This is a genomic window from Shinella sp. OV683 (assembly GCF_057787725.1).
In genome coordinates, this window is the sequence record NZ_CM173543.1 from 974043 (window position 1) to 996055 (window position 22013).

20 protein-coding genes are annotated in these 22013 nt (G+C 60.3%); 9 read left to right on the forward strand and 11 right to left on the reverse strand.

Features of this window, described 5'->3' with window-relative positions; all coding sequences use genetic code 11:
• Positions 1 to 9: 9 nt before the first annotated feature.
• From ACXHRN_RS04745 to ACXHRN_RS04765, 5 genes are all read right to left on the reverse strand, one after another.
• Entirely contained in the window at positions 10 to 945 is a 936-nt protein-coding gene (locus ACXHRN_RS04745) for a GGDEF domain-containing protein (protein ID WP_488640190.1), read from the reverse strand.
• A gap of 231 nt (positions 946 to 1176) precedes the next feature.
• Positions 1177 to 2946: a DEAD/DEAH box helicase gene (locus ACXHRN_RS04750; RefSeq protein WP_488640191.1), complete on the reverse strand. Its 1770-nt coding sequence runs from the start codon at positions 2944 to 2946 to the stop codon at positions 1177 to 1179.
• A gap of 276 nt (positions 2947 to 3222) precedes the next feature.
• On the reverse strand, positions 3223 to 4578 hold the full coding sequence (locus ACXHRN_RS04755) for a sensor histidine kinase (protein WP_488640192.1): 1356 nt from the start codon (positions 4576 to 4578) through the stop codon (positions 3223 to 3225).
• Entirely contained in the window at positions 4575 to 5243 is a 669-nt protein-coding gene (locus ACXHRN_RS04760) for a response regulator transcription factor (protein ID WP_488640193.1), read from the reverse strand. The genes ACXHRN_RS04755 and ACXHRN_RS04760 overlap by 4 nt, the downstream gene beginning before the upstream one ends.
• Entirely contained in the window at positions 5243 to 5575 is a 333-nt protein-coding gene (locus tag ACXHRN_RS04765; RefSeq protein ID WP_488640194.1) for a PepSY domain-containing protein, read from the reverse strand. Before ACXHRN_RS04765 ends, ACXHRN_RS04760 begins: the two co-directional genes overlap by 1 nt.
• A 134-nt stretch (positions 5576 to 5709) precedes the next feature.
• On the opposite strand from ACXHRN_RS04765, the gene ACXHRN_RS04770 reads away from it, so the two are divergent.
• Entirely contained in the window at positions 5710 to 5988 is a 279-nt protein-coding gene (locus tag ACXHRN_RS04770; protein ID WP_488640195.1) for a PepSY domain-containing protein, read from the forward strand.
• Positions 5989 to 6038: 50 nt separating this feature from the next.
• Positions 6039 to 6566: a cytochrome b/b6 domain-containing protein gene (locus ACXHRN_RS04775; RefSeq protein ID WP_488641829.1), complete on the forward strand. Its 528-nt coding sequence runs from the start codon at positions 6039 to 6041 to the stop codon at positions 6564 to 6566.
• 63 nt (positions 6567 to 6629) lie between these two features.
• On the opposite strand, the gene ACXHRN_RS04780 is transcribed toward ACXHRN_RS04775, so the two are convergent.
• Both ACXHRN_RS04780 and ACXHRN_RS04785 read right to left on the reverse strand, forming a co-directional pair.
• A complete protein-coding gene (locus ACXHRN_RS04780) occupies positions 6630 to 6998 on the reverse strand; it encodes a GFA family protein (protein ID WP_488640196.1) in 369 nt (122 codons plus the stop codon).
• Positions 6999 to 7065: 67 nt separating this feature from the next.
• On the reverse strand, positions 7066 to 8652 hold the full coding sequence (locus ACXHRN_RS04785) for a trimethylamine methyltransferase family protein (protein ID WP_488640197.1): 1587 nt from the start codon (positions 8650 to 8652) through the stop codon (positions 7066 to 7068).
• Between the two features lie 243 nt (positions 8653 to 8895).
• On the opposite strand from ACXHRN_RS04785, the gene ACXHRN_RS04790 reads away from it, so the two are divergent.
• From ACXHRN_RS04790 to der, 4 genes are all read left to right on the forward strand, one after another.
• Complete coding sequence (locus ACXHRN_RS04790; RefSeq protein ID WP_488640198.1) at positions 8896 to 12645, forward strand: response regulator; 3750 nt, start codon at positions 8896 to 8898, stop codon at positions 12643 to 12645.
• A gap of 81 nt (positions 12646 to 12726) precedes the next feature.
• Positions 12727 to 13311, forward strand: a complete 585-nt coding sequence (locus tag ACXHRN_RS04795; protein WP_488640199.1) for an NnrU family protein — start codon at positions 12727 to 12729, stop codon at positions 13309 to 13311.
• A 90-nt stretch (positions 13312 to 13401) separates the two neighbouring features.
• Positions 13402 to 14073 (forward strand): tetratricopeptide repeat protein, encoded by a 672-nt coding sequence (locus ACXHRN_RS04800; protein ID WP_488641830.1) that lies wholly within the window; start codon positions 13402 to 13404, stop codon positions 14071 to 14073.
• Positions 14074 to 14113: 40 nt separating this feature from the next.
• Positions 14114 to 15586 (forward strand): ribosome biogenesis GTPase Der, encoded by a 1473-nt coding sequence (gene der, locus ACXHRN_RS04805; RefSeq protein ID WP_488640200.1) that lies wholly within the window; start codon positions 14114 to 14116, stop codon positions 15584 to 15586.
• Between the two features lie 40 nt (positions 15587 to 15626).
• Here the strand turns inward: der and ACXHRN_RS04810 are convergent, their stop codons facing one another.
• The 3 genes from ACXHRN_RS04810 to ACXHRN_RS04820 form a co-directional block, all read right to left on the reverse strand.
• Complete coding sequence (locus ACXHRN_RS04810) at positions 15627 to 16016, reverse strand: type II toxin-antitoxin system VapC family toxin (protein ID WP_488640201.1); 390 nt, start codon at positions 16014 to 16016, stop codon at positions 15627 to 15629.
• Positions 16013 to 16264, reverse strand: coding sequence for a type II toxin-antitoxin system Phd/YefM family antitoxin (locus ACXHRN_RS04815; RefSeq protein WP_488640202.1), 252 nt, complete (start codon positions 16262 to 16264; stop codon positions 16013 to 16015). The genes ACXHRN_RS04810 and ACXHRN_RS04815 overlap by 4 nt, the downstream gene beginning before the upstream one ends.
• A gap of 64 nt (positions 16265 to 16328) precedes the next feature.
• Entirely contained in the window at positions 16329 to 17360 is a 1032-nt protein-coding gene (locus tag ACXHRN_RS04820) for a glycosyltransferase family 4 protein (RefSeq protein ID WP_488640203.1), read from the reverse strand.
• Positions 17361 to 17710: 350 nt separating this feature from the next.
• Between ACXHRN_RS04820 and ACXHRN_RS04825 the strand changes: the two genes are divergently transcribed.
• Complete coding sequence (locus ACXHRN_RS04825) at positions 17711 to 18292, forward strand: DUF805 domain-containing protein (RefSeq protein WP_488640204.1); 582 nt, start codon at positions 17711 to 17713, stop codon at positions 18290 to 18292.
• Positions 18293 to 18300: 8 nt separating this feature from the next.
• On the opposite strand, the gene ACXHRN_RS04830 is transcribed toward ACXHRN_RS04825, so the two are convergent.
• On the reverse strand, positions 18301 to 19209 hold the full coding sequence (locus ACXHRN_RS04830) for a sugar kinase (RefSeq protein ID WP_488640205.1): 909 nt from the start codon (positions 19207 to 19209) through the stop codon (positions 18301 to 18303).
• Between the two features lie 105 nt (positions 19210 to 19314).
• On the opposite strand from ACXHRN_RS04830, the gene bglA reads away from it, so the two are divergent.
• Together bglA and ACXHRN_RS04840 are read left to right on the forward strand one after the other, a co-directional pair.
• The gene (gene bglA, locus ACXHRN_RS04835) at positions 19315 to 20967 is read left to right on the forward strand and encodes a beta-galactosidase BglA (RefSeq protein WP_488640206.1); all 1653 of its coding nucleotides are present in this window, start codon (positions 19315 to 19317) and stop codon (positions 20965 to 20967) included.
• 62 nt (positions 20968 to 21029) lie between these two features.
• Positions 21030 to 22010, forward strand: coding sequence for a polysaccharide deacetylase family protein (locus tag ACXHRN_RS04840; RefSeq protein WP_488640207.1), 981 nt, complete (start codon positions 21030 to 21032; stop codon positions 22008 to 22010).
• Positions 22011 to 22013: the final 3 nt, after the last annotated feature.

Consider the following 22013-nt stretch of genomic DNA (forward strand, 5'->3'; position numbering starts at 1 on the left):
GCCGCTCTATCAGCCGGCCGCGGCCATCGGCGATGCAGCGTGTGCGGATCTGGTCACCGTGATCCGGTTCCGTCCGTTGCGCTTCGATTCATAGAGTGCGTAGTCAGCCCGCGTCAGCACATCTTCGGCCGAAGCATCGGCTGGCTGGAATTCGCTGAGACCTCCGCTGATCGACGCCGCGATGCCCATCGTGTCCTTGAGATGCAACGCGACCCGAAGCCGCAGCAGGTTCGCCATGGGTTCAGCGTCCTCGCAAGTCGAGCCGGGCAGCAGGACCACGAATTCGTCCCCGCCAAGGCGCGCAAGAAAACCGGTTGCGCCGATCTGCTGTCGGCAAACGTCGCTGATTGCTCTCAGGACATTATCGCCTGTCTGGTGGCCAAGTTGATCGTTGATGTGCTTGAAATTGTCGATGTCGAACATCAGTGCGGTGGTCGGTAGATGTTCGCCCGAAAACAGTTCGTGACGAGCATTTAGAGCTTCCAGCAGTTTTCGCCTGTTGAACAGGCCAGTGAGAGAATCCGTCTGGCTCTGCTCGCGCAGTTGCATCTCGACCGCATTTTTCTCGGTGATGTTGCTTGCGACCCAAACCACGGCATCTTCACCCTCGACCTGGAAGTCGAGGGCCTGTACCCGGCCTTCGAACCATATGGGATGATCCGGCCCGGTGGCGTCCAGACCTTTCACGTCGCTGCCGCTGAGCGTGTATTCGACGATAAGCAGCGTTCCTGTCTCAAGCGCCTTGCCAATCTGCTCGGAGAACCAGCTTGCCTTGTCATGGTGAAGGACATCGAACGTGCTCTGCCCAACCAGGCTGCTGCCGTCATGATAATAGCGATCATCCGTACCACCGAACAATGCCGCATAGCGACCACTGCGGGTTAGAATGAATGCCGGATCTGGAAGGGTGGAAAGGATCGAGTGCAACTGTTCATGCGAAAACAAGATCTTACCTCTGCCTGTGCGTCAGGATCGGGAAACAATACTCATTGTTATCTATTATCGTTCAAAGTTTATGAAAAGATTGAAAACGCCCGAAGTTATTGCCGAGCATCTACCGGAATGCCCTTGAAAATCCGGCATAGGCTGCGCGATGGCGAGCAGCTTCGAGACTTATCGCGGACACGAAAAAGGGCGACTCGATGGCCGCCCTCCGTCTATTCGATGATCTGACGATCAGCCCTGGCGATTGCCGCCATTGGCCTTGCGGCGCTGGCCGCCGGAGCCCGGACGGTTGTCGCTGCGGTTGCCACCGTGGAACGGCTTGCGGGCGCCTTCGCCTTGCGGCTTGCGGGCCGGACGTGCTTCCTGCGAAGCCTCGCCACCGATCAGGTTGCGGTCGTCGGCAAAGCCGGCGTGGCGGGCAGGGGTGTGGCGGTTCGGTGCATGCGGCTTGTGACCGGCAGCAGCGGCGTCGCCATGCGGGCGACGCTCGCCATGGGCAGGGCGCTCGCCCTGTGCCGGACGTTCGCTGCGCGCCGGGCGATCACCATGAGCAGGACGTTCGCGACGCTGTTCGCCGGTGCGGCCTTCCGGACGGCGTTCGCCACGGCCTTCGGTGCGCACCGGACGGAATTCGCCGCCGTTGAGTTCTTCGACTTCGGCAAAGCTCGAGCGTTCGCGGGGTTCGCGCGGCTGGCGTTCTTCGCGAGGTCCACGGGCAGCATGCTGTTCCTGACGTTCGCGCTGTTCGCGGGGACCACGGCTGGTTTCGCGCTGGCCGCGGTGGCCTTCGCCGCCGGTCTTGGCCTTCTTGCCCATCCATTCCGGGCGTTCGCCGGAGGCGACGGGAATGGCGATGCCCATCAGCTTTTCGATGTCGAACAGCAGCTTGACATCTTCCGGACCGCAGAATGCGATGCCGACGCCTTCGCGGCCAGCACGCGCGGTGCGGCCGATGCGGTGGACGTAGGATTCAGCGACATTCGGCAGGTCGAAGTTGAAGACGTGGCTGACGCCGGGGACGTCGATGCCGCGTGCGGCAACGTCGGTGGCGACGAGCACGCGGACTTCGCCGTCACGGAAGCCCTTGAGGGCGCGGTCGCGCTGGCCCTGGCTCTTGTTGCCGTGGATCGAGGCCGCCTTGAAGCCGGAATGGGCCAGATGCGTCATCAGCTTTTCGGCGCCGTGCTTGGTCTTCGCAAAAACCAGCGACAGGCTGTCCGGGTTGGCGCGCAGCAATTCCTTGAGAAGTACGGTCTTGTGGTCGCGTCCGAGAACGAAATGCACCTGCTGCTCAACCTTGTCGGCGGCCTTGCCCGGAGGCGTGACGGAAACCTGGACGGGATTTTCCATGTAGTTCTCTGCGATATCGGCGATTGCAGCCGGCATGGTTGCGGAGAACAGCATGGTCTGGCGGCGCTTCGGCACCATCTTCACGATCTTGCGGAGATCATGGATGAAGCCGAGATCCAGCATCTGGTCGGCTTCGTCGAGAACGAGGTAACGGGTGTGGGTCAGGGTCAGGGCGCGACGTTCGCACAAGTCGAGCAGGCGACCCGGCGTAGCAACGAGGATGTCGATGCCGCGACCGACGATCTGCATCTGCTTGTTGATCGATGCGCCACCGACGACGCTGGTGATCTTGAGCGGAGTCTTGCGAGTGAAAGCCAGCAGGCTTTCGGCGATCTGGTTTACCAGTTCGCGGGTGGGAGCGAGGATCAGCGCACGGGCAGCCTTCGGCTCGGGGCGGGCGCCTTCCTTCAAGAGCATCTCGACGATCGGCAGGCCGAAAGCGAGGGTCTTGCCGGTGCCGGTCTGGGCGAGGCCGACCATGTCGCGGCCTTCGAGCAAATGCGGGATGGCCTCAGCCTGGATGGGTGTGGCGGTGGTGAAGTTGTTGGCTTCAAGTGTGGGCAAAGTATGCTTGGAGAGTCCAAGCGTATCAAAGCTGGTCAATTCAATTGCCTTTCGGGGTGCCAAACAGCTTTGCCGGAAAAGCATCATTGCTTTCCGGTTTGTCTGGCCCAAGTACCCCGCGTGATTTGGGAACTTGCTTGTTTATGAAAAATGCTTTCCGGCGCGTCCTAGCCCGTTCCAAAACAGGCATCACATTCACCGCGCTTTATCCTGTTACTTGCGAGTGTGTGTCGCACGGGCAGCTCACGCGGCGCCCTTGAGGGGAAAGCTGAGCGCGGTGTCGTTCATTTGGTGTAGAAAGTCAAGTGGTTTGTTTCGCAAGTGCGAAAGGCGGCGGCGAGGTCGCCACCGTTGCCCACGAGATCAGGAGGTCAGGTCTCCGCTCAGCGTCACGCGAAGGCCGCCCTGCGCTTCGTTCTCGAGGTGAAGGCCAATGCCGTAGACTGTGGCGATCTCCTGGACGATGGCGAGCCCAAGCCCGGAGCCGGGCCTCTGGTGGTCGAGACGCAGGCCACGGGTCGTCAACTGGCTGAGCTTGTCTTCGGCCACGCCCGGACCGTCATCGACAATGACGATCTGCCATCCGTGCTGGTCCGCGGATGCGGTGACACTGACGCGCACACGCGCCCATTTCGATGCGTTTTCCAGCAGATTGCCGATCAGCTCGCGAAAGTCGTTGGGATCAAGCGGGAGCATGAGCGTCTGCGGCACGTCGGTGACCCAATCCAGCCGTTCGCCGTCTTCCGTGCGCTTTAGCGTCCGGATCAGGTCGGCGACTAGCTTCGGCGCATCGGCGTCGGATCGCCTCTGTTCCGGTGAATGCGCGATCCTGGCGCGGGCAAGTTCGTGGTTGACATGCGCCAGCATCTGACGGGCCAGGTGATCGAGTTCGCTGGCCATTTCAGTCTCGCCCTTGTCCTCGAGCTTCTGGGCGTTGTTGGACAGGATGGTCAGCGGCGTCTTCAGGCCGTGCGCGAGATCGCTGGCGCGGGTGCGTGCCTTGTCGATGGCGCTCGCCTGCGCCAGGAGCAACCGGTTCAATTGGCCGACGAGCCCGGAAAGCTCTCGCGGATATGTTCCCGGCAATGTCTGGCTGCGGCGTTCGCGAACGTCGTCGAGGTCGCTGGCAATCGTCGACAGGGGCCTCAGACCGATCATCAGTTGCGCCACCGACATCGCCACCAGGAAAACTGCCAGTGCGGCGACATAGGGGATGATCGCACGGGTGAAATCGCCTTTGGCGTTGTCGAGCACCGAGGCGTCGATGGCGACGGCTATGCGGATGGTACGCGGCCCGCCGGGCGCTGCAAGCTGCAGCACGCGTTCCTGGACGATGACGTCGCCGCCTTCGGGACCCTTGAGATGGTAGCGGTGGATGGCGCCGACGGCGTGCCTGTCGGCCGGTAGCGGCAGGGCGTAGTCGAAGAGAGAAGGGGAGCGCAGCTCTGCATGCCGCGCGGCGTCGTCGATCTGCCAGTAAAGGCCGCCATAGGCCTTGTAGAAGCGATTGTCGGCGGGGCTTTCAGGCGTCTTCAGGCTTCCCTCTGGGGTAAACTCCAGCGCCCCGGCCAATCGGTTGATATGGCTCGTCAATTCGGTGTCGATGCGTTTTTCGTAGTTGTCGGCGAACAGCGCGACCAGAAACCAAGAGGCGAGCGAAAGCGCTGTTGTGACGCTGATCAGGGAGACGATGATAAAGCGCGTGCGGATGGAAATCATTGTGCCTCGTCCGGGGCGATCTGATAGCCGAAGCCGCGCTTGGTGAGGATCGAATCCTTGCCGAGTTTCTTGCGTAGCCGCCCGATGAGAACTTCCACGGAATTGCTCTCGCGCTCGAAATCCTGGGCGTACAACTGTTCGGTCAGTTCCAGCTGGGATACCGGGCGGGCCTTGTTCAACATCAGGATCATCACGCAGCGGAATTCGAGCGGCGTCAGTTCGACCGGCAAGCCCTCGGCGCTGACGACCTTGCCCCGGGTGTCGATGCTGACGGGGCCGCTGGAAAGGACGGGGTTGCCGTGGCCGGCGTAGCGCCGTAGCACGGCCCTCAGCCGCGCCAGCAGTTCCTGCATGCGGAAGGGCTTGGCGAGGTAGTCGTCGGCGCCGGCATCGATGCCCTCGACGCGTTCCTCCCAGTTGCCGCGTGCGGTAAGAATGATGACGGGCAGTTCCCGTCCTGCGGCCCGCCAGCGCTTCAGCACGTTGAGCCCATCCATGCCCGGCAGGCCGAGATCGAGAATGGCGGCTGCGAAGTCTTCGCTGTCGCCAGCAAACCAGCCGTCCTCGCCATTGGTTTCGTGCGACACGAGATAGCCGGATTTTTCGAGATAGAGAGTGACATCGCGCGCGATCATCGGATCGTCTTCAATCAACAGGATGCGCATCACTCGTTCTCGACTTCGACAATGGCACCATCGGCGGCGTTGACCTCGACCTCGATCAATCGACCCCCAGCGTTGAGGATGCGGAGCTCATAGAGGGTCAAACCGTGTTCGCGGCTGATCGATACGCCGACGATCTCGCCCGGCCAGCGGGCCTCGACCTCTGCCTTGATCGTTGCGAGCGGCAGCAACTTGCCGTCCTGAACCGCCTTGCGGATCCGGTCGTAGTCAACGGTGTCGCCATCGTCGTCGGCGCGCGCCATACCGGCATTCACCAGCAGGCCCAGGCAAAGAGCCATGGTCGCCAGTCTGGAAAGCTCGAGGAATTTGCGCATGATGACAGCATAGTCTCCCGAAGATGACGGATAGCTGACAAAGCGCGTCAGGTGGTTGTCAGTCGCCCGCCTCTATTGTGCGGTCAACGGATTGGGCAATCAAGCCTGTCGGTTCATCACAAGGAGCATTCCACATGAAGACGATCATTCTCGCTGCCACCATCCTCACTACCGCCTTCGCAGGTCTCGCCCACGCCGAAGATACCCACGATTGCGGCAATGTCCCGCAGGAAAAATGGATGAGCAAGGACGCCCTGAAGGAGAAGGCCAAGGCCATGGGCTACGACGTGCGCAAGATCAAGGTCGAGGGCAGCTGCTACGAAGTCTACGCGATCGATGCCAAGGGCGCCAAGGTGGAGCAGCTCTTCAACCCGGAAACCGGCGTGGTCGTCGGCAACGAGGAAGGTGAGTGATGGCTGCTGTAGACGACGCCGATAGCGGGGAGGTCGCTTCGGCGGCCCCCATGATGGTGGCTCCAATGATAAAAGTGTGGGATCCTGTCGTCAGGATCTTTCACTGGTCACTGGTCGGACTCTTCACGTTTTCTTTCTTCACCGGCGACGAGTGGAAGCAAGCCCATATCTATTCCGGCTACGTCATCATCGGCCTTCTCGCGGTTCGCATCATCTGGGGCATCTTGGGATCGCGCCACGCACGCTTTTCCAGCTTCATCTATCATCCCGCTACCGTCCTGCGTTTCATGGGCGACAGCGTGAAAATGCGCGCAAGACGCTATATCGGCCACAATCCGGCCGGCGGCATGATGGTGGTGGCACTGTTGCTGATGATCTCGACCATCGTCATGACCGGTTACATGATGACGACGGATGCCTACTGGGGCGAGGAGTGGGTGGAGACCGTTCACAAGACGGCGGTCTACATGACTATCGGACTGATCGTCCTGCACATCGCGGGCGTCGTCTTCGCCAGTCTGGAGCATAGGGAGAACCTGGTCCGGGCGATGATAACCGGGCGCAAGCGGCGGCAATAGCGCTTCTCGACGTCCCGGTCGATGACGTCCGGGATTTCGCGCTCGCGGCAAGGGTTGTCCGATCTACCAGAGATTTTTGCCGTCGATCACCACGACGGGCACGGCCTGCAAGTCGAAATCGTCGAAGAGATGGGCGTTGATCGAGACGCGGGGATTGTCGAGATTGGCCTCGCCTGTCGACCAGTCGGGGGTCTCCGTGAACGTCCCGCAACCACAGACCGGGCAGAAATTGTGACCGACCAGCTTGGACTGCCAGCGATAGGTGGCGATGTTTTCGCGCGGTGTCAGCAGGGTGAATTGCGCAAGATCATAGTACGCCCAGAGCGCGCCGCGTTTGGAGCAGATGCTGCAGGTGCAGCGCGTGACGGTCTGCGGTGCCTCGGTGACTTCGAACTTTGTGCCGCCGCAGTGGCAGCCGCCCTTGAGTATCATCACTTTTCTCCCATGTCGTTCCATCCGAGGATAGAACGACATGGTGACGAAAAATGGCAGTGTGCGATCAGAAGTCCGTAGCCACGCCGCCTTCTTCCTTGCGCTTGGCAACGAAGGCGTCGAGTTCTTCCTCGACGGCGGGATCGATCGGCGGGCGCTCATAGTTGGCGAGCGTTGACTTGTAGACCTTGTTGGCCTTGTCGAAAGCCGTCGGGCTGCCGGCCTCGACCCAGGTCTCGTTGTTGCGCCAATCCGAGATGATCGGCGAATAGAAGGCGGTCTCGTAACGCGCCAGCGTGTGCGGTGTGCCGAAGAAGTGGCCGCCGGGGCCGACATCGCGGATGGCATCGAGGCCGAGTGCATCGTCCGACACATCGATCGGCTTCATGAATTCGGCGACCATCTGCAGGAGATCGACGTCGAGGATGAATTTTTCGAAGGACGCCGTCAGGCCGCCTTCGGTCCAGCCGGCCGAATGCATGATGAAATTGCCGCCGCCCTCGATGACGCCCCAGAGCGAGAAGACCGATTCATAGGCAGCCTGTGCGTCGATGGTGTTGGCGGCGTTGGTGTTGGACGTGCGATAGGGGAAGCCATAGCGGCGGGCGAGCTGGCCGCCGGCGATCACCGCCTTCATGTATTCCGGGGTGCCGAAAGCAGGCGCGCCCGTCTTCATGTCGACATTCGAGGTGAAACCGCCGTAACCGGCGGGCGCGCCGCGACGCACCATCTGGGTAAAGGCGATGCCGCACAGGGCTTCGGCATTCTGCTGGACGAGCGCGCCGGCGATGGTCACAGGGGCCATGGCTCCGGCCAGTGTGAACGGCGTCAGGATAACTGCCTGGTTGGTCGAGGACATTTCGATGATGCCCTGGAGCATCGGTCCGTCGAGACGCAGCGGTGACGACGAATTGATGATGGTGAACAGTGACGGCTCGCGCTCCATCTGCTCCATGGAAATGCCACGGCCGATGCGGGCCATCTCGATGGCGTCGGTGTTGCGCTGCTTGCCGAGCGAATAGGCGTGGAACGGCTTGTCGGTCAGCTTGATGAGGTCGGAGATGCAATCGAGGTGGCGGACAGAGGCGTGGATATCGACGGGTTCGACCGGATAGCCGCCGGTCGTGTGGATGATGTCATAGGACTGGGCAAGCTTCAGCAGGTCGCGGTAGTCCTTCTGGTTGCCGGTGCGGCGACCGCCGTCGAGGTCGGAGACAAAGGGTGCCGAGGCGACCTGCGCGAAGACCAGATTATTGCCGCCCATCTGCACATTGCGGAGCGGATTGCGGGCATGCAGGGTGAATTCCTTCGGCACGGTCGAGCTCATGTCCATGATCAGCCCACGGTCGAAACGAACGCGCTCGCTGCCGGGGGTGACTTGCGCGCCATGCGCCTGCATGCGTTCGCGCGCTTCCGGCAGCATGATATCCATGCCGATTTCTTCCAGCACGGTCAGCGAGGCGTTGTGGATCGCCTCCAGCTGGTCGGCTGAAAGAAGCTCGGTTTTCACGCGGTCGTTCTTGAGGTTGAGGTAGGAGGCGCCGCTGGACTTGCGGGTGCGGTCTCCACCGCGGCCGCCGGGGCGCCGGCGACGGGCACCATCGCCGGATTGTTCTTCGTGAATGGTCGCAGCCAGTGTTCCCTCAGTGCTCATGTCGTGCCCGTTCCAGATTCTATTTGCATATACATAATGATGACAGATTCCGGTTTGTCCAGCCATCGTTTGCGCGACATGAGAAGCGGAATGGCTGGCGCGAAACGAGCAGCGGCTGTTCTTGCTGCGCCAGCAGGGCTGCGATCACCCTTAACGATTCACACCTTATGGTTAACCAATTCTTCAACCGGGCCCTGCTAATAGGATAGCTCTGCGCAGTCCGCCAATAAGCGGGAGAACATTTTGATCTACTACCGCGATCCATTGCTCGACAAAATCTGCGATCGAATTATCGATCTGCCGGAACCCGCTTTCATCAAGAATAGCGAGTTGGTCTATGTAGCGGTCAACGATGCCTATGCACAGCTTTTCAGTGCCTCGATCTCCGACCTGATCGGCACCGGCCGAGGCGATCATGAAGAAATCGAAGCGCTGCTGCATATCGAGGACAAGGAGCGGGCCTGTCTGGTTTTCGGCGAGGAGCAGGCTGCCAATTTCTCCCACCCGTTCGGCAAGGGCAGGTTCCGGATTGAGCTTGAGCGGTTCACGCTCGCCGATGGCCAGACATTTCTCTACGGTGTCTTTGCCGCTCAGAGGATAGCTCCGGTGGAAGCTGTTCAAGCACCGCTGGCGAGGCAGCAGCCTTCGGCCGCTGTCGATAATCACAAGGCCACGGACCACGCCGACGCGCCCGGCGGCGATCTCGATAGGCAGCAATTCGAGCAACTGACCGAAGAGCTCGACGTCGGTCTTTGCATCTGGAGCAAGGATCATAAGCTCGTCTATTTCAACGAGCGGCTGAGGAACTATTATGAAGGCTTCATCGACAACCTGCAGCTCGGCATGGACCTGCGCGAGAGCCTGGCGGCCGGCTACGATTCCCTCGCCAAGGCGTTTCCCGATAGCTTCCCCTTGTCGCCGGAAAGCCGTGACCACGCGATCGAAGAGAAGCTGGCTTTCTACGGACGTGAGCGGCTCTCAGAATATGCCAAGCTGCCGAATGGCCGCTGGCTGCATGTCATCAACCGCCGCCAGCCGGACGGCTCGATCTTCGGCTTGCGTCTCGACGTCACCGAGATGAAGAACAGGGAGTTGCTGCTCGAGGAGCATATCGAGCATGTCAGCCTGTATCGCGAACTCCTCAATCGCCTGCCTGTGGCGGCATTCGTGCGTGGGCCGGACAGGAAACTGGCTTTCATCAATCAGGCCTATGCGGATTTCTTCGGGCGGAGCTACGATGAGCTGATCGGGACTGATGTCGAGGAGGTCGTTGGCGATCCGGATTATGCCCGGCACGCCGATCTTGCGAATGTCCGGACGCTGGAGACCGGCGAGGAATATTCGCTTGAGGAAGATGTTCCAGTTGCCAATGGTCGGATTGCACCCAGTATCGTCAAAATCGGCCGGCTGATCACGGCCAAAGGCACGCCGTTCATCGTCGGCACACTCGTCGACATCTCGGCAATACGCCAGCGTGAATTGCAGCTCAAGGAAGCCGTCGAGCAGATGCAAGCGGCGCGACTGGACATAGAGAACATCGTTTCGAGCGTCGATATAGGGCTAATCGTCCTCGACAAGGATTTGAATATCCAGCTGATGAACGAAGCCTATAAAAAGGTGATCTCCGGCGAGTCCGGAGAGTACGGGCTTGCCGACATGATCGGGCGTCCCCTGCGCGACCTGATGCATGAAAACTACATTAAAGGCCGCAGCCCGGTGGCCAACAGCTCCTTCGATGCTTACTACGAGCGGCGGGCGGCCGAGATCCGCGCTGGCCGGATCGAGCCACGCGAAGCCCTGCTGCTCAACGGCAGGTCACTTCTCTATTCGAGCATTCCGCTTTCCGACGGCCGCTCGCTGCTCTGCTATGTCGACCTGACCGAGCTCCGAAAGCGTGACTCCGAAGTCGCCGAAGCCCATAGCGATGCCGAAAACGCTCTGCAGCTTGTCCGCACCGCCACCGACATGATGCCTGAAGGCCTGATGGTGATCGAGGGCGACCGAATTATCTTTGCCAATGGCAGCCTTGCAACCCTGTTCAATGTGCCGGACCGGCTGATCGTGCCTGGCGCATGCTGGGAAGATCTCTACCGAGCCACCGCATTGCAAAATCGCGCCGCCAGCCAAGTGGAAATCGACGAAAGCGTCGAACGGTTCCGGCTTGCACTCTCAGGAGGGAAGGATGTTGCTTACGACTTCCCGCTCGACAACGAGCGCTGGGTGCATCTGGAAATGCGCGGCGGTGCCAAGGGCCAGACCGTGGTCATCTGCAGCGACGAGACGCTGGTGGTGCGGCGCGAGGCCGAACTCAAGCGCCTGATCGCCAAGGCGGAAGCCGCCGACCGCGCGAAATCCGAATTCCTGGCCAATATGAGCCTCGAAATCCGCACGCCGATGAACGGTATCCTGGGCATGGCGGAACTGCTGTCGAAATCGCAACTCGACACCCGCCAAAAGGCGTTCACCGACATCATCGTCAAGTCGGGTAAGACGTTGCTGACGGTCATCAATGATATTCTCGACATTTCCAAGCTCGATGCCGGCAATTTCGAGCTGAAGTATGCCGCGTTCGATCCCGCCGAAGCCATTGAAGACGTAGTGTCGCTGTTCGGCTTCAGGGCGTCGGAGAAAGATCTCGAATTGATCGTCCGGCATTCCGAGGGTGTGCCGCGCCAGGTGATGGGTGATGCGACCCGGTTCCGCCAGATCGTTGCCAATCTCGTCAGCAACGCGGTGAAATTCACCGAGCGCGGTCACGTCGCCATCAATACCGGCGTCGTCAATGACGGTATGGGCCAAGCCATCATCGGAATATCGGTGGAAGATACCGGTGTCGGGATTCCAGCCGACATGCTCGGCGCGATCTTCGAGAAATTCTCGCAAGTCGAATCCTCTACCAGCCGTCGGGATGGCACCGGTCTCGGTCTCGCCATTGCCCAGCGGCTGGCTCATATCCAGGGCGGCACGATCTCGGTGCACAGCGCCGAAGGCAAGGGCTCGACGTTCACCTTCAGCCTTCCGGTCAAGGTGGCCGAGGAACAAGCTCGCCCGAAGCCGATACCCGCAAATGTGATCTCGGCGAGAATCCTGATTGCCGACGACCACGAGGTTGCCCGCACCCACCTGATCGAGCAGGTCGCGAACTGGGGCTTCGATTGTGTCGGCGCACCGGACGGGGCCACCACGCTATCCATTCTCGAAGCGGCTGCCGAGAACGAAGTCGATGTCGATGTGCTGCTCATGGATGGGCAGATGCCCGACATGGATGGCGCCGAGCTCGTGCGGCAAATCCGCGCCAACCCCAGATTTGCCGGCCTGTCGATCATCGTGCTGACGTCGCGCGATTTCGGCTCTGATACCAATCTGGCAGATGATCCGAACGTGCAGGCGCAGATCATCAAGCCGATCCGGGAGCTGTTCCTGCGCGACACGCTGATTGAGGTCATCCGCGCCGGACGCATGCCTCGCCGCAACGCGCCGAGCGTGCTGCCGCTGAGGCCGGCGGTTGCGACGTCAAAGCCTTCAGCGGATGTTGCACAAGACGATGCGGCGATACCATCGAGCAATCCCGAACCAGCCGCCAGGCGCCCTTATATCCTTGTTGCCGAAGACAACGAGGTGAACCGGATGTTCTTTTCGCAGATTTTCGAGGCGGCCGGGCTGGATTTCATCCTTGTCAGCAATGGCGAGGAAGCCGTAGCGGCGTGGCAGCGCGAAACGCCGCTGGTCGTGCTGATGGACACATCCATGCCGGTCCTCGACGGATTTCAGGCGACTGCGCGCATTCGAGCTATCGAGGCGGCGAGCGGCGGACACACACCGATCATCGGCGTTATCGCCCATATGCAGGAATCCGAGCGAGAGCTTTGCCTTTCCTCGGGCATGGACGATTATGTCATCAAGCCGGTCACGCCCGAACGGTTGGAGGACAAGATCCGCCAGTGGCTCGGCGAAGATGTGATCTCCATCGCCGGCAAGCAGGATCACGTTTGACCACTGATTTGACTCTTATGCCTCTGGCATTGTGCGGCTGTTGCCCGTAAGTCTCGAGCAGATCAAACGAGGCATGGCACAATGGCGCTTTTTCTTATCGGACTTGTTCTCTTTCTCGGCTTTCATCTCGTCGGCCCGCTTATGCCTGACCTCAAGGCGCGGCTAATAGGCTCAATGGGCAAGGGCGGCTATCGCTTGTTGTTCTCGATTGCGGCCATCGCCTCGCTCTGTCTTCTCATCTATGGCTTCGGCCAGGCGCGGATGGAAACCGGCGTCCTCTACACGCCCCCGGTGTTTCTGGCACATATCACGCTCCTGCTGATGCTGATCGCGATTGTCGTTCTTGTGTCGACCTTCTTGCCTGCCGGTTACATCGCCACCTACACCAAGCATCCGATGGTGCTGGCCGTGAAGATCTGGGCCTTGGCGCATCTGCTGGCCAATGGCGAGACGGTACAGGTCATCCTGTTTGCTGCGTTTCTCGCCTGGGGCGCCATCCTCCGAATTTCATACAAGCGTCGCGAGCGGAGCGGCGAACTCGTTGTCCGGCCGTACAAGTCGTGGACTTATGACATCGCGGCCGTGGTGATCGGACTGGTGGTCTATGGGCTGATCGTGATGAAGCTGCACACGCTGCTGATCGGCGTTCCTGTCATGGCGGTGTGAGATTCTCCCGATCCCCCCTTACATCTCGGCAAAAATCGTTTAGAAGCGGCATTTCCATACTGAATGCGCCAGACGGACGACGATATGACGATGATGAATGACAATGACAGTTTTATCCGCGAGGTAAACGAAGAGCTGCGTTCCGACCAGATGAAAACCGTCTGGCGGCGGTTCCGGCCCATTATCATCGGTGTTGCCGTGCTGATCGTCGTCGGCGTCGCCGGCTCCTCTCTTTACCAGTGGTGGGAAAGCAAGCAGTCGTCGGCCTCCGGCGACCGTTACCTCTCCGCCATCAAGGATGCCGAAGGCGCGCGTGCCGACGAGGCTGCGAAGGCGCTTGAGGCGCTCACCAAGGATGGCTTCGGTGCCTATCCCGTTCTTGCCCGGATGCGGCTTGCGACCTTGAAGGCTGAAAAGGGCGATGCCGCTGCGGCGGCAACCGACTTCTCGGCAATCGGCAAGGATCAATCGGTTCCGTCAGCGATCCGCAATGCCTCGCGCCTGCGGGCTGCATGGCTGCTGGTCGACAACGGCACCTATGACCAGGTTGCGGCCGAAGTCGAGGAGCTCGCCGTTCCCTCGTCGCAGATGCGCCATGGCGCCCGCGAGGCTTTGGGTCTGTCTGCCTACAAGGGCGGCGATTATGCCAAGGCGCGCGACTGGTTCCAGCTGATTGTCGACGACCAGGAAGCACCGGGTGGGGCTGTGAACCGCGCCCGCACAATGCTCGCCCTGATCACGGCCAGCGGCAAGCTGTCCTGATTTCCCGGCGATCTGACCTGACTGACAAGCGGAGCGTTCAATGACATTCACTGTGGCAATTGTCGGGCGTCCCAATGTTGGTAAGTCGACACTGTTCAACCGCCTTGTAGGCAAGAAACTTGCGCTGGTCGACGACACGCCCGGCGTGACGCGCGACCGTCGTCCCGGCGACGCCAAGCTCATCGATCTCAGGTTCCGCATCATCGACACGGCTGGCCTCGAGGAGGCTCACGAAGACACGCTCGAGGGCCGCATGCGCGCCCAGACGGAGCTGGCGATCGAAGAAGCCGATGTGTCGCTGTTCCTGGTCGATGCGAAGTACGGCCTGACACCCCTGGACAAAACATTCGCTGAAATGCTGCGCCGTCGCGGCAAGCCGGTCGTGCTGGTCGCCAACAAATCGGAGGCGCGGGGCTCCGATGGAGGCTTCTATGACGCCTTCACGCTCGGGCTTGGCGAGCCATGCCCGATCTCGGCTGAACATGGCGGGGGCATGATCGACCTGCGCGACGCCATCGTCGCGGCGATCGGCGAGGAAAAGGCCTTCGAGGACGAAGAGGACGTCGCCGAAACCGATGTCGATCTGCCCCAACCTGCCGAAGGCGAGGAAGAAGACGAGGATTTCGAGCCGATCTATGACGAGACCAAGCCGCTCAGGATCGCCGTCGTCGGCCGCCCGAATGCCGGCAAGTCGACGCTGATCAACAAGTATCTCGGGCAGGACCGTTTGCTGGTCGGACCCGAAGCCGGCATTACCCGCGATTCCATCTCGGTGGAATGGTCGTGGCGTGGTCGCACCATCAAGATGTTCGATACCGCCGGCATGCGCCGCCGCGCCAAGGTCACGGAAAAGCTCGAGAAGCTGTCGGTTGCCGATACGTTGCGCGCCGTGCGTTTTGCCGAGACCGTGGTTATCGTCTTCGATGCGACCATCCCATTCGAGAAGCAGGACCTGCATATCGTCGATTTTGCAGTCCGCGAAGGCCGTGCCGTGGTGCTTGCCTTCAACAAGTGGGACCTGATCGAGGACCGCCAGAAGGTGCTCGCCGACCTGCGTGAAAAAACCGATCGACTGTTGCCGCAGGTGCGCGGCATCCGCGCCGTCACCGTTTCCGGCGAAACGGGCGAGGGGCTCGACCGGTTGATGCAGGCCGTCGTGGATACCGACAAGATCTGGAACAAGCGCGTCTCGACAGCCAAGCTCAACCGCTGGCTGGAATTCCAGACGCAGGGCCATCCGCCACCGGCCGTGTCCGGTCGCCGGATCAAGCTGAAATACATGACACAGATCAAGGCACGTCCGCCGGGCTTCATCATCAGCTGCTCGCGCCCGGAGGCGCTGGCCGAAAGCTATACGCGCTACCTGATCAACGGCCTGCGCGATGACTTCGGGCTGACCGGCGTGCCGATCCGCATCGCCTATCGCGGCACGGTCAATCCGTTCGAGGGCAAGACGAATAAGAAAGATTATCCGGGCCGCAGGGCTGCGGGTGAGAAGAAGCCGAAGAAGTAGAATTAGGCTATTCCGCCGCCAGTGCCATGAAGTTGGCGCGCTACCAGGTCATCAGTGGGCAGTCGTAAAGCGTTACCGTCTTGTCCTTGGTTACCAAGTGCATCGGCTCGATTTTTGCTTGCGCAATCAACAAGCGATCAAAGGGGTCTCGGTGATGCAAGGGCAGTGTTCCGGCTGCCGCGGCATGCTCGGGCGTTAGTTGCAAGAATTGGAACCCGACAGCGCTGAAGTACTCGATGGCTTGTTTCCCGCTGAATGGCGGTGAGTCTTTCTTGCCTAGCTGATGTTTGACGGAGATTTCGAAGATGCTGACTGAGGAAACAAATGCATCTTCGGGCGCCTTTTGCAGCATGGACAGGATATCGTCGGAAAGCATATGAGATTGCGATACCGCCCAGATCGCCACATGCGTATCCAGCAGCAGTCTCACTCATCCTCTCCATAAAACAATTTTGCGATTTCTTCGTCTGAGGCGTTAAAATCCTCAAGAGACATCGGCGGGTATTTCCCGTCGAGGAAGCCAAGTTTCCGATGTGGAGCCGCTGCCGCAACCGGCACAAGTTTTGCAGCCGGCCGTCCGTTGCGGGCAATGATGACCTCGCTCTCGCTGCCGCTCTCGACGGCATCGACAAGTTTGGAAAGGTTGGTCTTGGCATCCAGCATGTTCACGACACGCATGGAGTAGCTCCTTGGCTAAGTCTGACCAAGTTAGTGCAGAGCGTGCGAAAATGCAATGCTTCGTCTATTCCGCAGCCAGCGCCACGCCGTTGGCGCGCATGACATTGGTCAAGAACTGATGTGTGGCCGCTTCCCAGGTGAAGGTTTCGGCCAAGGCCCGGGCGCCTTCGCGGGAGCAATCCAGCGCCTTGATGCAGGCCGTACGCAGATCTGAATCAAGCGCGCCCGCTTCGGGATGGCCACCAAGAATGTCGGCGGGGCCGGTAACGGGATAGGCCGCGACCGGAACGCCCGAGGCCAATGCTTCCAGAATGACATTGCCGAACGTGTCGGTCTTCGATGGGAAGACGAATACATCGGCCTGCGCATAATGCTCGGCCAGTTCCGTGCCGAATTTCGCGCCGGTGAACAGCACATCCGGATGCGCCTTCTCCAGCTTTTCCCGATCTGGACCATCGCCGATGACGACCTTGGAGCCGGGCAAATCAAGCTCGAGGAAGGCCGGGATATTCTTCTCGACTGCGACCCGGCTGACCAGCATGAAGATCGGACGCTTAAGGCCGAAGGGTTTTTCCTCCAGCGGCCGCGGCGCATAAAGTATGTGGTCGATGCCGCGCGTCCAGCGCTTGAGGTTGCGAAAGCCGCGGCCGGCGAGTTCGCTCTCGAGGCTTTGCGTCGCAACCATGCAGAGATTGCCGGCATTGTGGAACCGGCGGACGATGCCGTAAAGCATGCTTTTCGGCAGCGGGATGCGCGCCGAGACATATTCCGGAAAGCGGGTGTGATAGCTGGTCGAGAACGGCATGCCGTTCTTCAAGCACCATTTGCGGGCGTAATAACCGAGCGGGCCTTCTGTGGCTATGTGCACGTATGACGGCTGGAACTTGTCGATTTCGGCAGCCACCGTCTTGTAGCGCGTCAGGGTAATACGGATCTCGGGATAGGAGGGTAGTGGTATGTTGCGGAAGCGGTCCGGCGTCACCATCATGATCTCATGGCCCAGTCGCCGCATTTCCTCGATCGTGCTGTCGAGGGAACGGACCACCCCGTTCACCTGGGGATGCCACGCGTCCGTGACGATCGTGATTTTGGCCATGTTGTTCCGCGCTCGAATCCCGGCGATGTGTCCTGCGCATGGCTTTTGTGCTGATTTTGTTACAGGCGTATGACGAGGCTGTTGAAAGCTAAATCCATGCTCTCGCGGCATGTGCCAGATGTTCGGCTCGGCCACTTGCACCCCTCCGGTGCATTATCGACGTCGGGATATGCTTGCCCAAAACCAGCGCTGCGCCAGGTCGACCAAGCGGATGGGCAGGTGCCCCGAACTCTCCCTGGTTGCCAAGATTTCGTTTACGCTAACCGACGATACAATTGGACTAATTTGCTTTCGCGTTCATATTATTGGCTTGCAACCAATGATCGTCGCAAACTGTATTGAGGCCTGTCATGAATTATCTCTTCGGCATCCAAGGGCGTATCGGGCGTCTGCAGTGGTGGGGTGGGCAGGCAATTATCCTGGCGATTATCGTGGTCGCCATCATGCTGTTCGGCGTTAGCATTGCGGGTCGAGGCTCGGAAGGAATCCGGGGATACGTCGATCAGAACGGGGGAAGCATTTTGCTTGCCATGGTGGCAGTCTATGCCCTCTGTGTCTGGATAAACGTGGCAATCACGGTCAAACGCTACCATGATCGCAACAAATCCGGCGCCTGGTTTTTCGTCATCTTCGTACCGTTGATTGGCGGCATCTGGCAGTTGATCGAATGCGGCTTCCTCGCCGGATCTCTCGATTCAAACAACTATGGCCCGCGCGGTGGCAGCAGTAACACTTATGGCGATTTTGCCAGCTCTGGTCTCGATGGGGCCAGGCTCAACTCCATCGATGCCGCAATCGAGGCAATGAAACGCGAGCGCTCCGCGAACGGCGGACGCCAGCAAGAGCAGGTCGGAGCAGTTGTCCGAACCAGACGCGAGCCACACCCGATTGGTCGCACCCAACCAGTTGGGTTCGGCAAGAGAGGACGCTAGCTGTCAGGCTAGATCCTCAGAGCCTTGCGATCGATCAGGGCGCCGGGATGGCCGATGACGGCTGCGGCAACACGGGCGCCAAACGCCGCGGCCTCATTGGGATCTTTTCCCTCGGCGATGGCAGCAAGATAGCCGCCGTTAAAGCTGTCACCGGCGGATGTCGTGTCCACCACATCTTCCGTCAGGTGCGCAGGCACATGGATAATGCCCGCTTCCGAACCGATCGTGGCGCCTTTTTCTCCATCCTTGACGACGACCGTCTCCACGCCGAGCGCTCGGTAGCGCTCGACCGTTGCTTCAACGTCGGCATCGCCGAAATGCGTGGCCTCGTCGTCGAAGCTCGGCAACAGCAGTGTGGAGACGCGTGCGGCCTCCGTGATCGCCTCGAGCATTTCGGATTTATGGCTCCAAAGCCGCGGGCGGATGTTGGGATCGAAGGCGATTGTTTTTCCCAACGCCCGTTGCAGGCTCAGGAGTTCGATCAGCGTCTGGCGGGCAGCAGGTGTGAGGATGGCGAGCGTGATGCCGGAGAAATAGATCGTGTCAGCACGGTCGAGAGCCGCTTGCAGCGCTTGCGGATCATCCGCCAGATGCCGGGCCGCCGACACACTCCGCCAGTAGCTGAACGAGCGCTCGCCGCCATCGAGATGGATCATGTAAAGGCCGGGTGCCTTGCCCCGATGTCGGCGGATGAACTCCGTGCCGATGCCCGCGCCAGCGATGAAGGCTTCCATATCATCAGAGGCGCGATCATCGCCGAGCGCCGTGAAATAGCTGACACGCCAATCCGGCGGCAGGAAAGCCCGCGCGTACCATGCCGTGTTGAATGTATCGCCGGCAAAACCCTTGCGCAGCCGGTCGCCGCCGAGGCTGGCGATTTCTATCATGCATTCGCCGATCGACAGCATCTGCTTCATGGAGGAACTCTTCGGGAGAGGGCAATGAGATACCCCCGTTTACGGAATCGGTCGTTGCCGGTAAAGGGTAATGACCGCAGAATTTTCCCCGCACGGAGCTCCCCCATGAACATTGCCGCCCCTGCCTCGACGACCGATGCAAACTGGTGGCGGGGAGCGGTGATCTACCAGATCTATCCGCGCTCCTTTCAGGACACCGATGGCACCGGCAGCGGCGATCTCAAGGGCATCACCAGCCGGCTCGGCCACGTCGCCTCACTCGGCGTCGATGCCATCTGGCTGTCGCCCTTCTTCAAGTCGCCGATGGCCGACATGGGCTACGACGTCTCGGATTATTGCGACGTCGACCCGATGTTCGGCACGCTTGCGGATTTCGATGCGCTGGTTGCGGAAGCCCACAGGCTGGGGCTGAAAGTGGTGATCGACCAGGTGATTTCGCACACGTCGGACAAGCATCCCTGGTTCATCGAGAGCCGTTCGAGCCGCAAAAATCCGAAAGCCGACTGGTATGTCTGGGCCAATGCCAAGCCGGATGGCACCGCGCCCAACAACTGGTTGTCGATTTTCGGCGGCCCGGCCTGGGAGTGGGACGGCGTGCGCATGCAATACTACATGCACAACTTCCTGACCTCGCAGCCGGACCTGAATTTCCACAGTGCCGAGGTTCAGGACGCGCTGCTGGATACGGTGAAATTCTGGCTCGAACGCGGCGTCGACGGCTTCCGGCTGGATACGGTCAATTTCTATTTCCACGACAAGTTGCTGCGCGATAATCCGCCGCTGGTGAAGGTCGAGGGTGCGACCAGCGCCGATGCGCCCGACGTCAATCCCTACGGTTTCCAGAACCACCTCTACGACAAGACGCAGCCGGAGAATATCGGCTTTCTCAAGCGTTTCCGGGCGCTGCTCGACAAGTATCCGAACCGGACATCGGTGGGCGAGGTCGGAGACGGAGCGAGGTCGTTGCAGACCGTGGCCGCCTACACCTCGGGCGGCGACAAGCTGCATATGTGCTATACGTTTGACCTGCTGTCGCCGAATTTTACTGCCACACATATCCGCCGCTGCGTGGAGGCTGTCGAGGCTGAGGCCGGGAGCGGATGGATCTGCTGGGCGTTCTCCAATCACGACGTGATGCGTCACGTGAGCCGTTTTTTCGAGGAAGGCGATGACATGGCGCGGATCGCCAAGATCGCACTCAGCGTGATCGCTTCGCTGCGTGGCTCGGTCTGCCTCTATCAGGGCGAGGAGCTCGGGCTCACCGAAGCCGACCTTGCATTCGAGGACTTGCAGGACCCATATGGCATCCGCTTCTGGCCATCATTCAAGGGTCGTGATGGGTGCCGCACGCCGATGGTCTGGCAGGCAGGCTTGCCGCATGCGGGCTTCTCTGCCGGCAAGCCCTGGCTACCCGTGGGCATTGAGCATGCGGCGATGGCGGTCGATACGCAGAACGGCATCGAGGCCTCGGTGCTGACGCACTACCGGCAGACGCTGGCGTTCCGCAAGGCGCATGCCGCGATGGTCGACGGCGATTTCAAGTTCATCAGTACCAATCAGGACCTGCTTGCCTTCACCCGCAAGAAGGGCGACGAGACGTTGCTGTTTGTCTTCAACCTGACGCGCAAGCCTGCTGATTTCGCCATTCCTTCCAAGTTCAAGACGGTCGTTCCAGTCGTGCTGCCGGGCTTTGCGCCTGTGCTGGAGGGGCGGACGGCGAAGCTAGACGGGATGAATGCGTTCTGCGCGAAGGTTTGATCAACATCAAATCTCCTTATTTTTCATGATTATGGCGGTGACATTTTCCAGCCGGTTTTGACATGCGCCTTTTTTCTGCACTTTCGCTCGCCCTGCTTTCCGCTGCGTCTGCCGTTGCCGGCCCGGTTGAGGAAAAGCCAAAGCAGTTGGTTATCGTTTCGTTCGACGGCGCGCACAACAACCAGCTTTGGGACCGGTCGCTCCGGCTATCTGAAAAGACCGGCGCGAAGTTCACCTATTTCCTGTCCTGCACCTTCCTGATGAGCCAGGCCGAGCGCCACGCCTATCAGGCGCCGCACCAGAAGCGGGGGCGTTCCAATACCGGCTTTGCACAGGATTCCGCAGAGGTGCGCACGCGGCTTGGCCACATCTGGCAGGCACATCTGGCCGGCCAGGATATCGGCTCGCATGCCTGCGGGCATTTCGATGCCAAGGATTGGTCTGAGGCGGATTGGGCGCAGGAATTTGCGGATTTCGACCGCACGCTGCTCGGTGCCTGGAAAGAAAACGGCGCGGCTGATCAGGAGCCGCAAGGCTGGTCCGATTTCGTCAAGAATGACATCAAGGGGTTTCGGGTGCCTTATCTGTCGACCGGGAGCAGCCTTGTCCCGGCGTTGAAGGCGCATGGCTTTCGCTATGATGCCAGCCTAGTGTCAAAGGGGCCGGCCAGCGTCGTCAATGACGATGGGTTGATGCGTTTTGCGCTGCCGCGTATCCCGGAAGGTCCGAGTGGCAAGCTGGTGATCGCCATGGATTACAATCTCTATGTCCGCCATTCGAAGGGTAGGGATGACATCGCGCGCGCGCCGACCTTCGAGGCGCGGACGCTGGCGGCATTTCGTGATGCCTTCAACGCGCAGTATCACGGCGAGCGGATACCGTTGCAACTCGGCTTCCACTTTGTCGAGATGAACGGCGGCGCGTATTGGAACGCGCTCGATACGTTCCTGACTGAGACCTGTTCAAAGCCTGATGTTGCGTGCGTGAATTATACGCAGGCGCTTGATATGGCAAAGAAAAAGGCGGTCGGAACCGCCTTTTGAGTG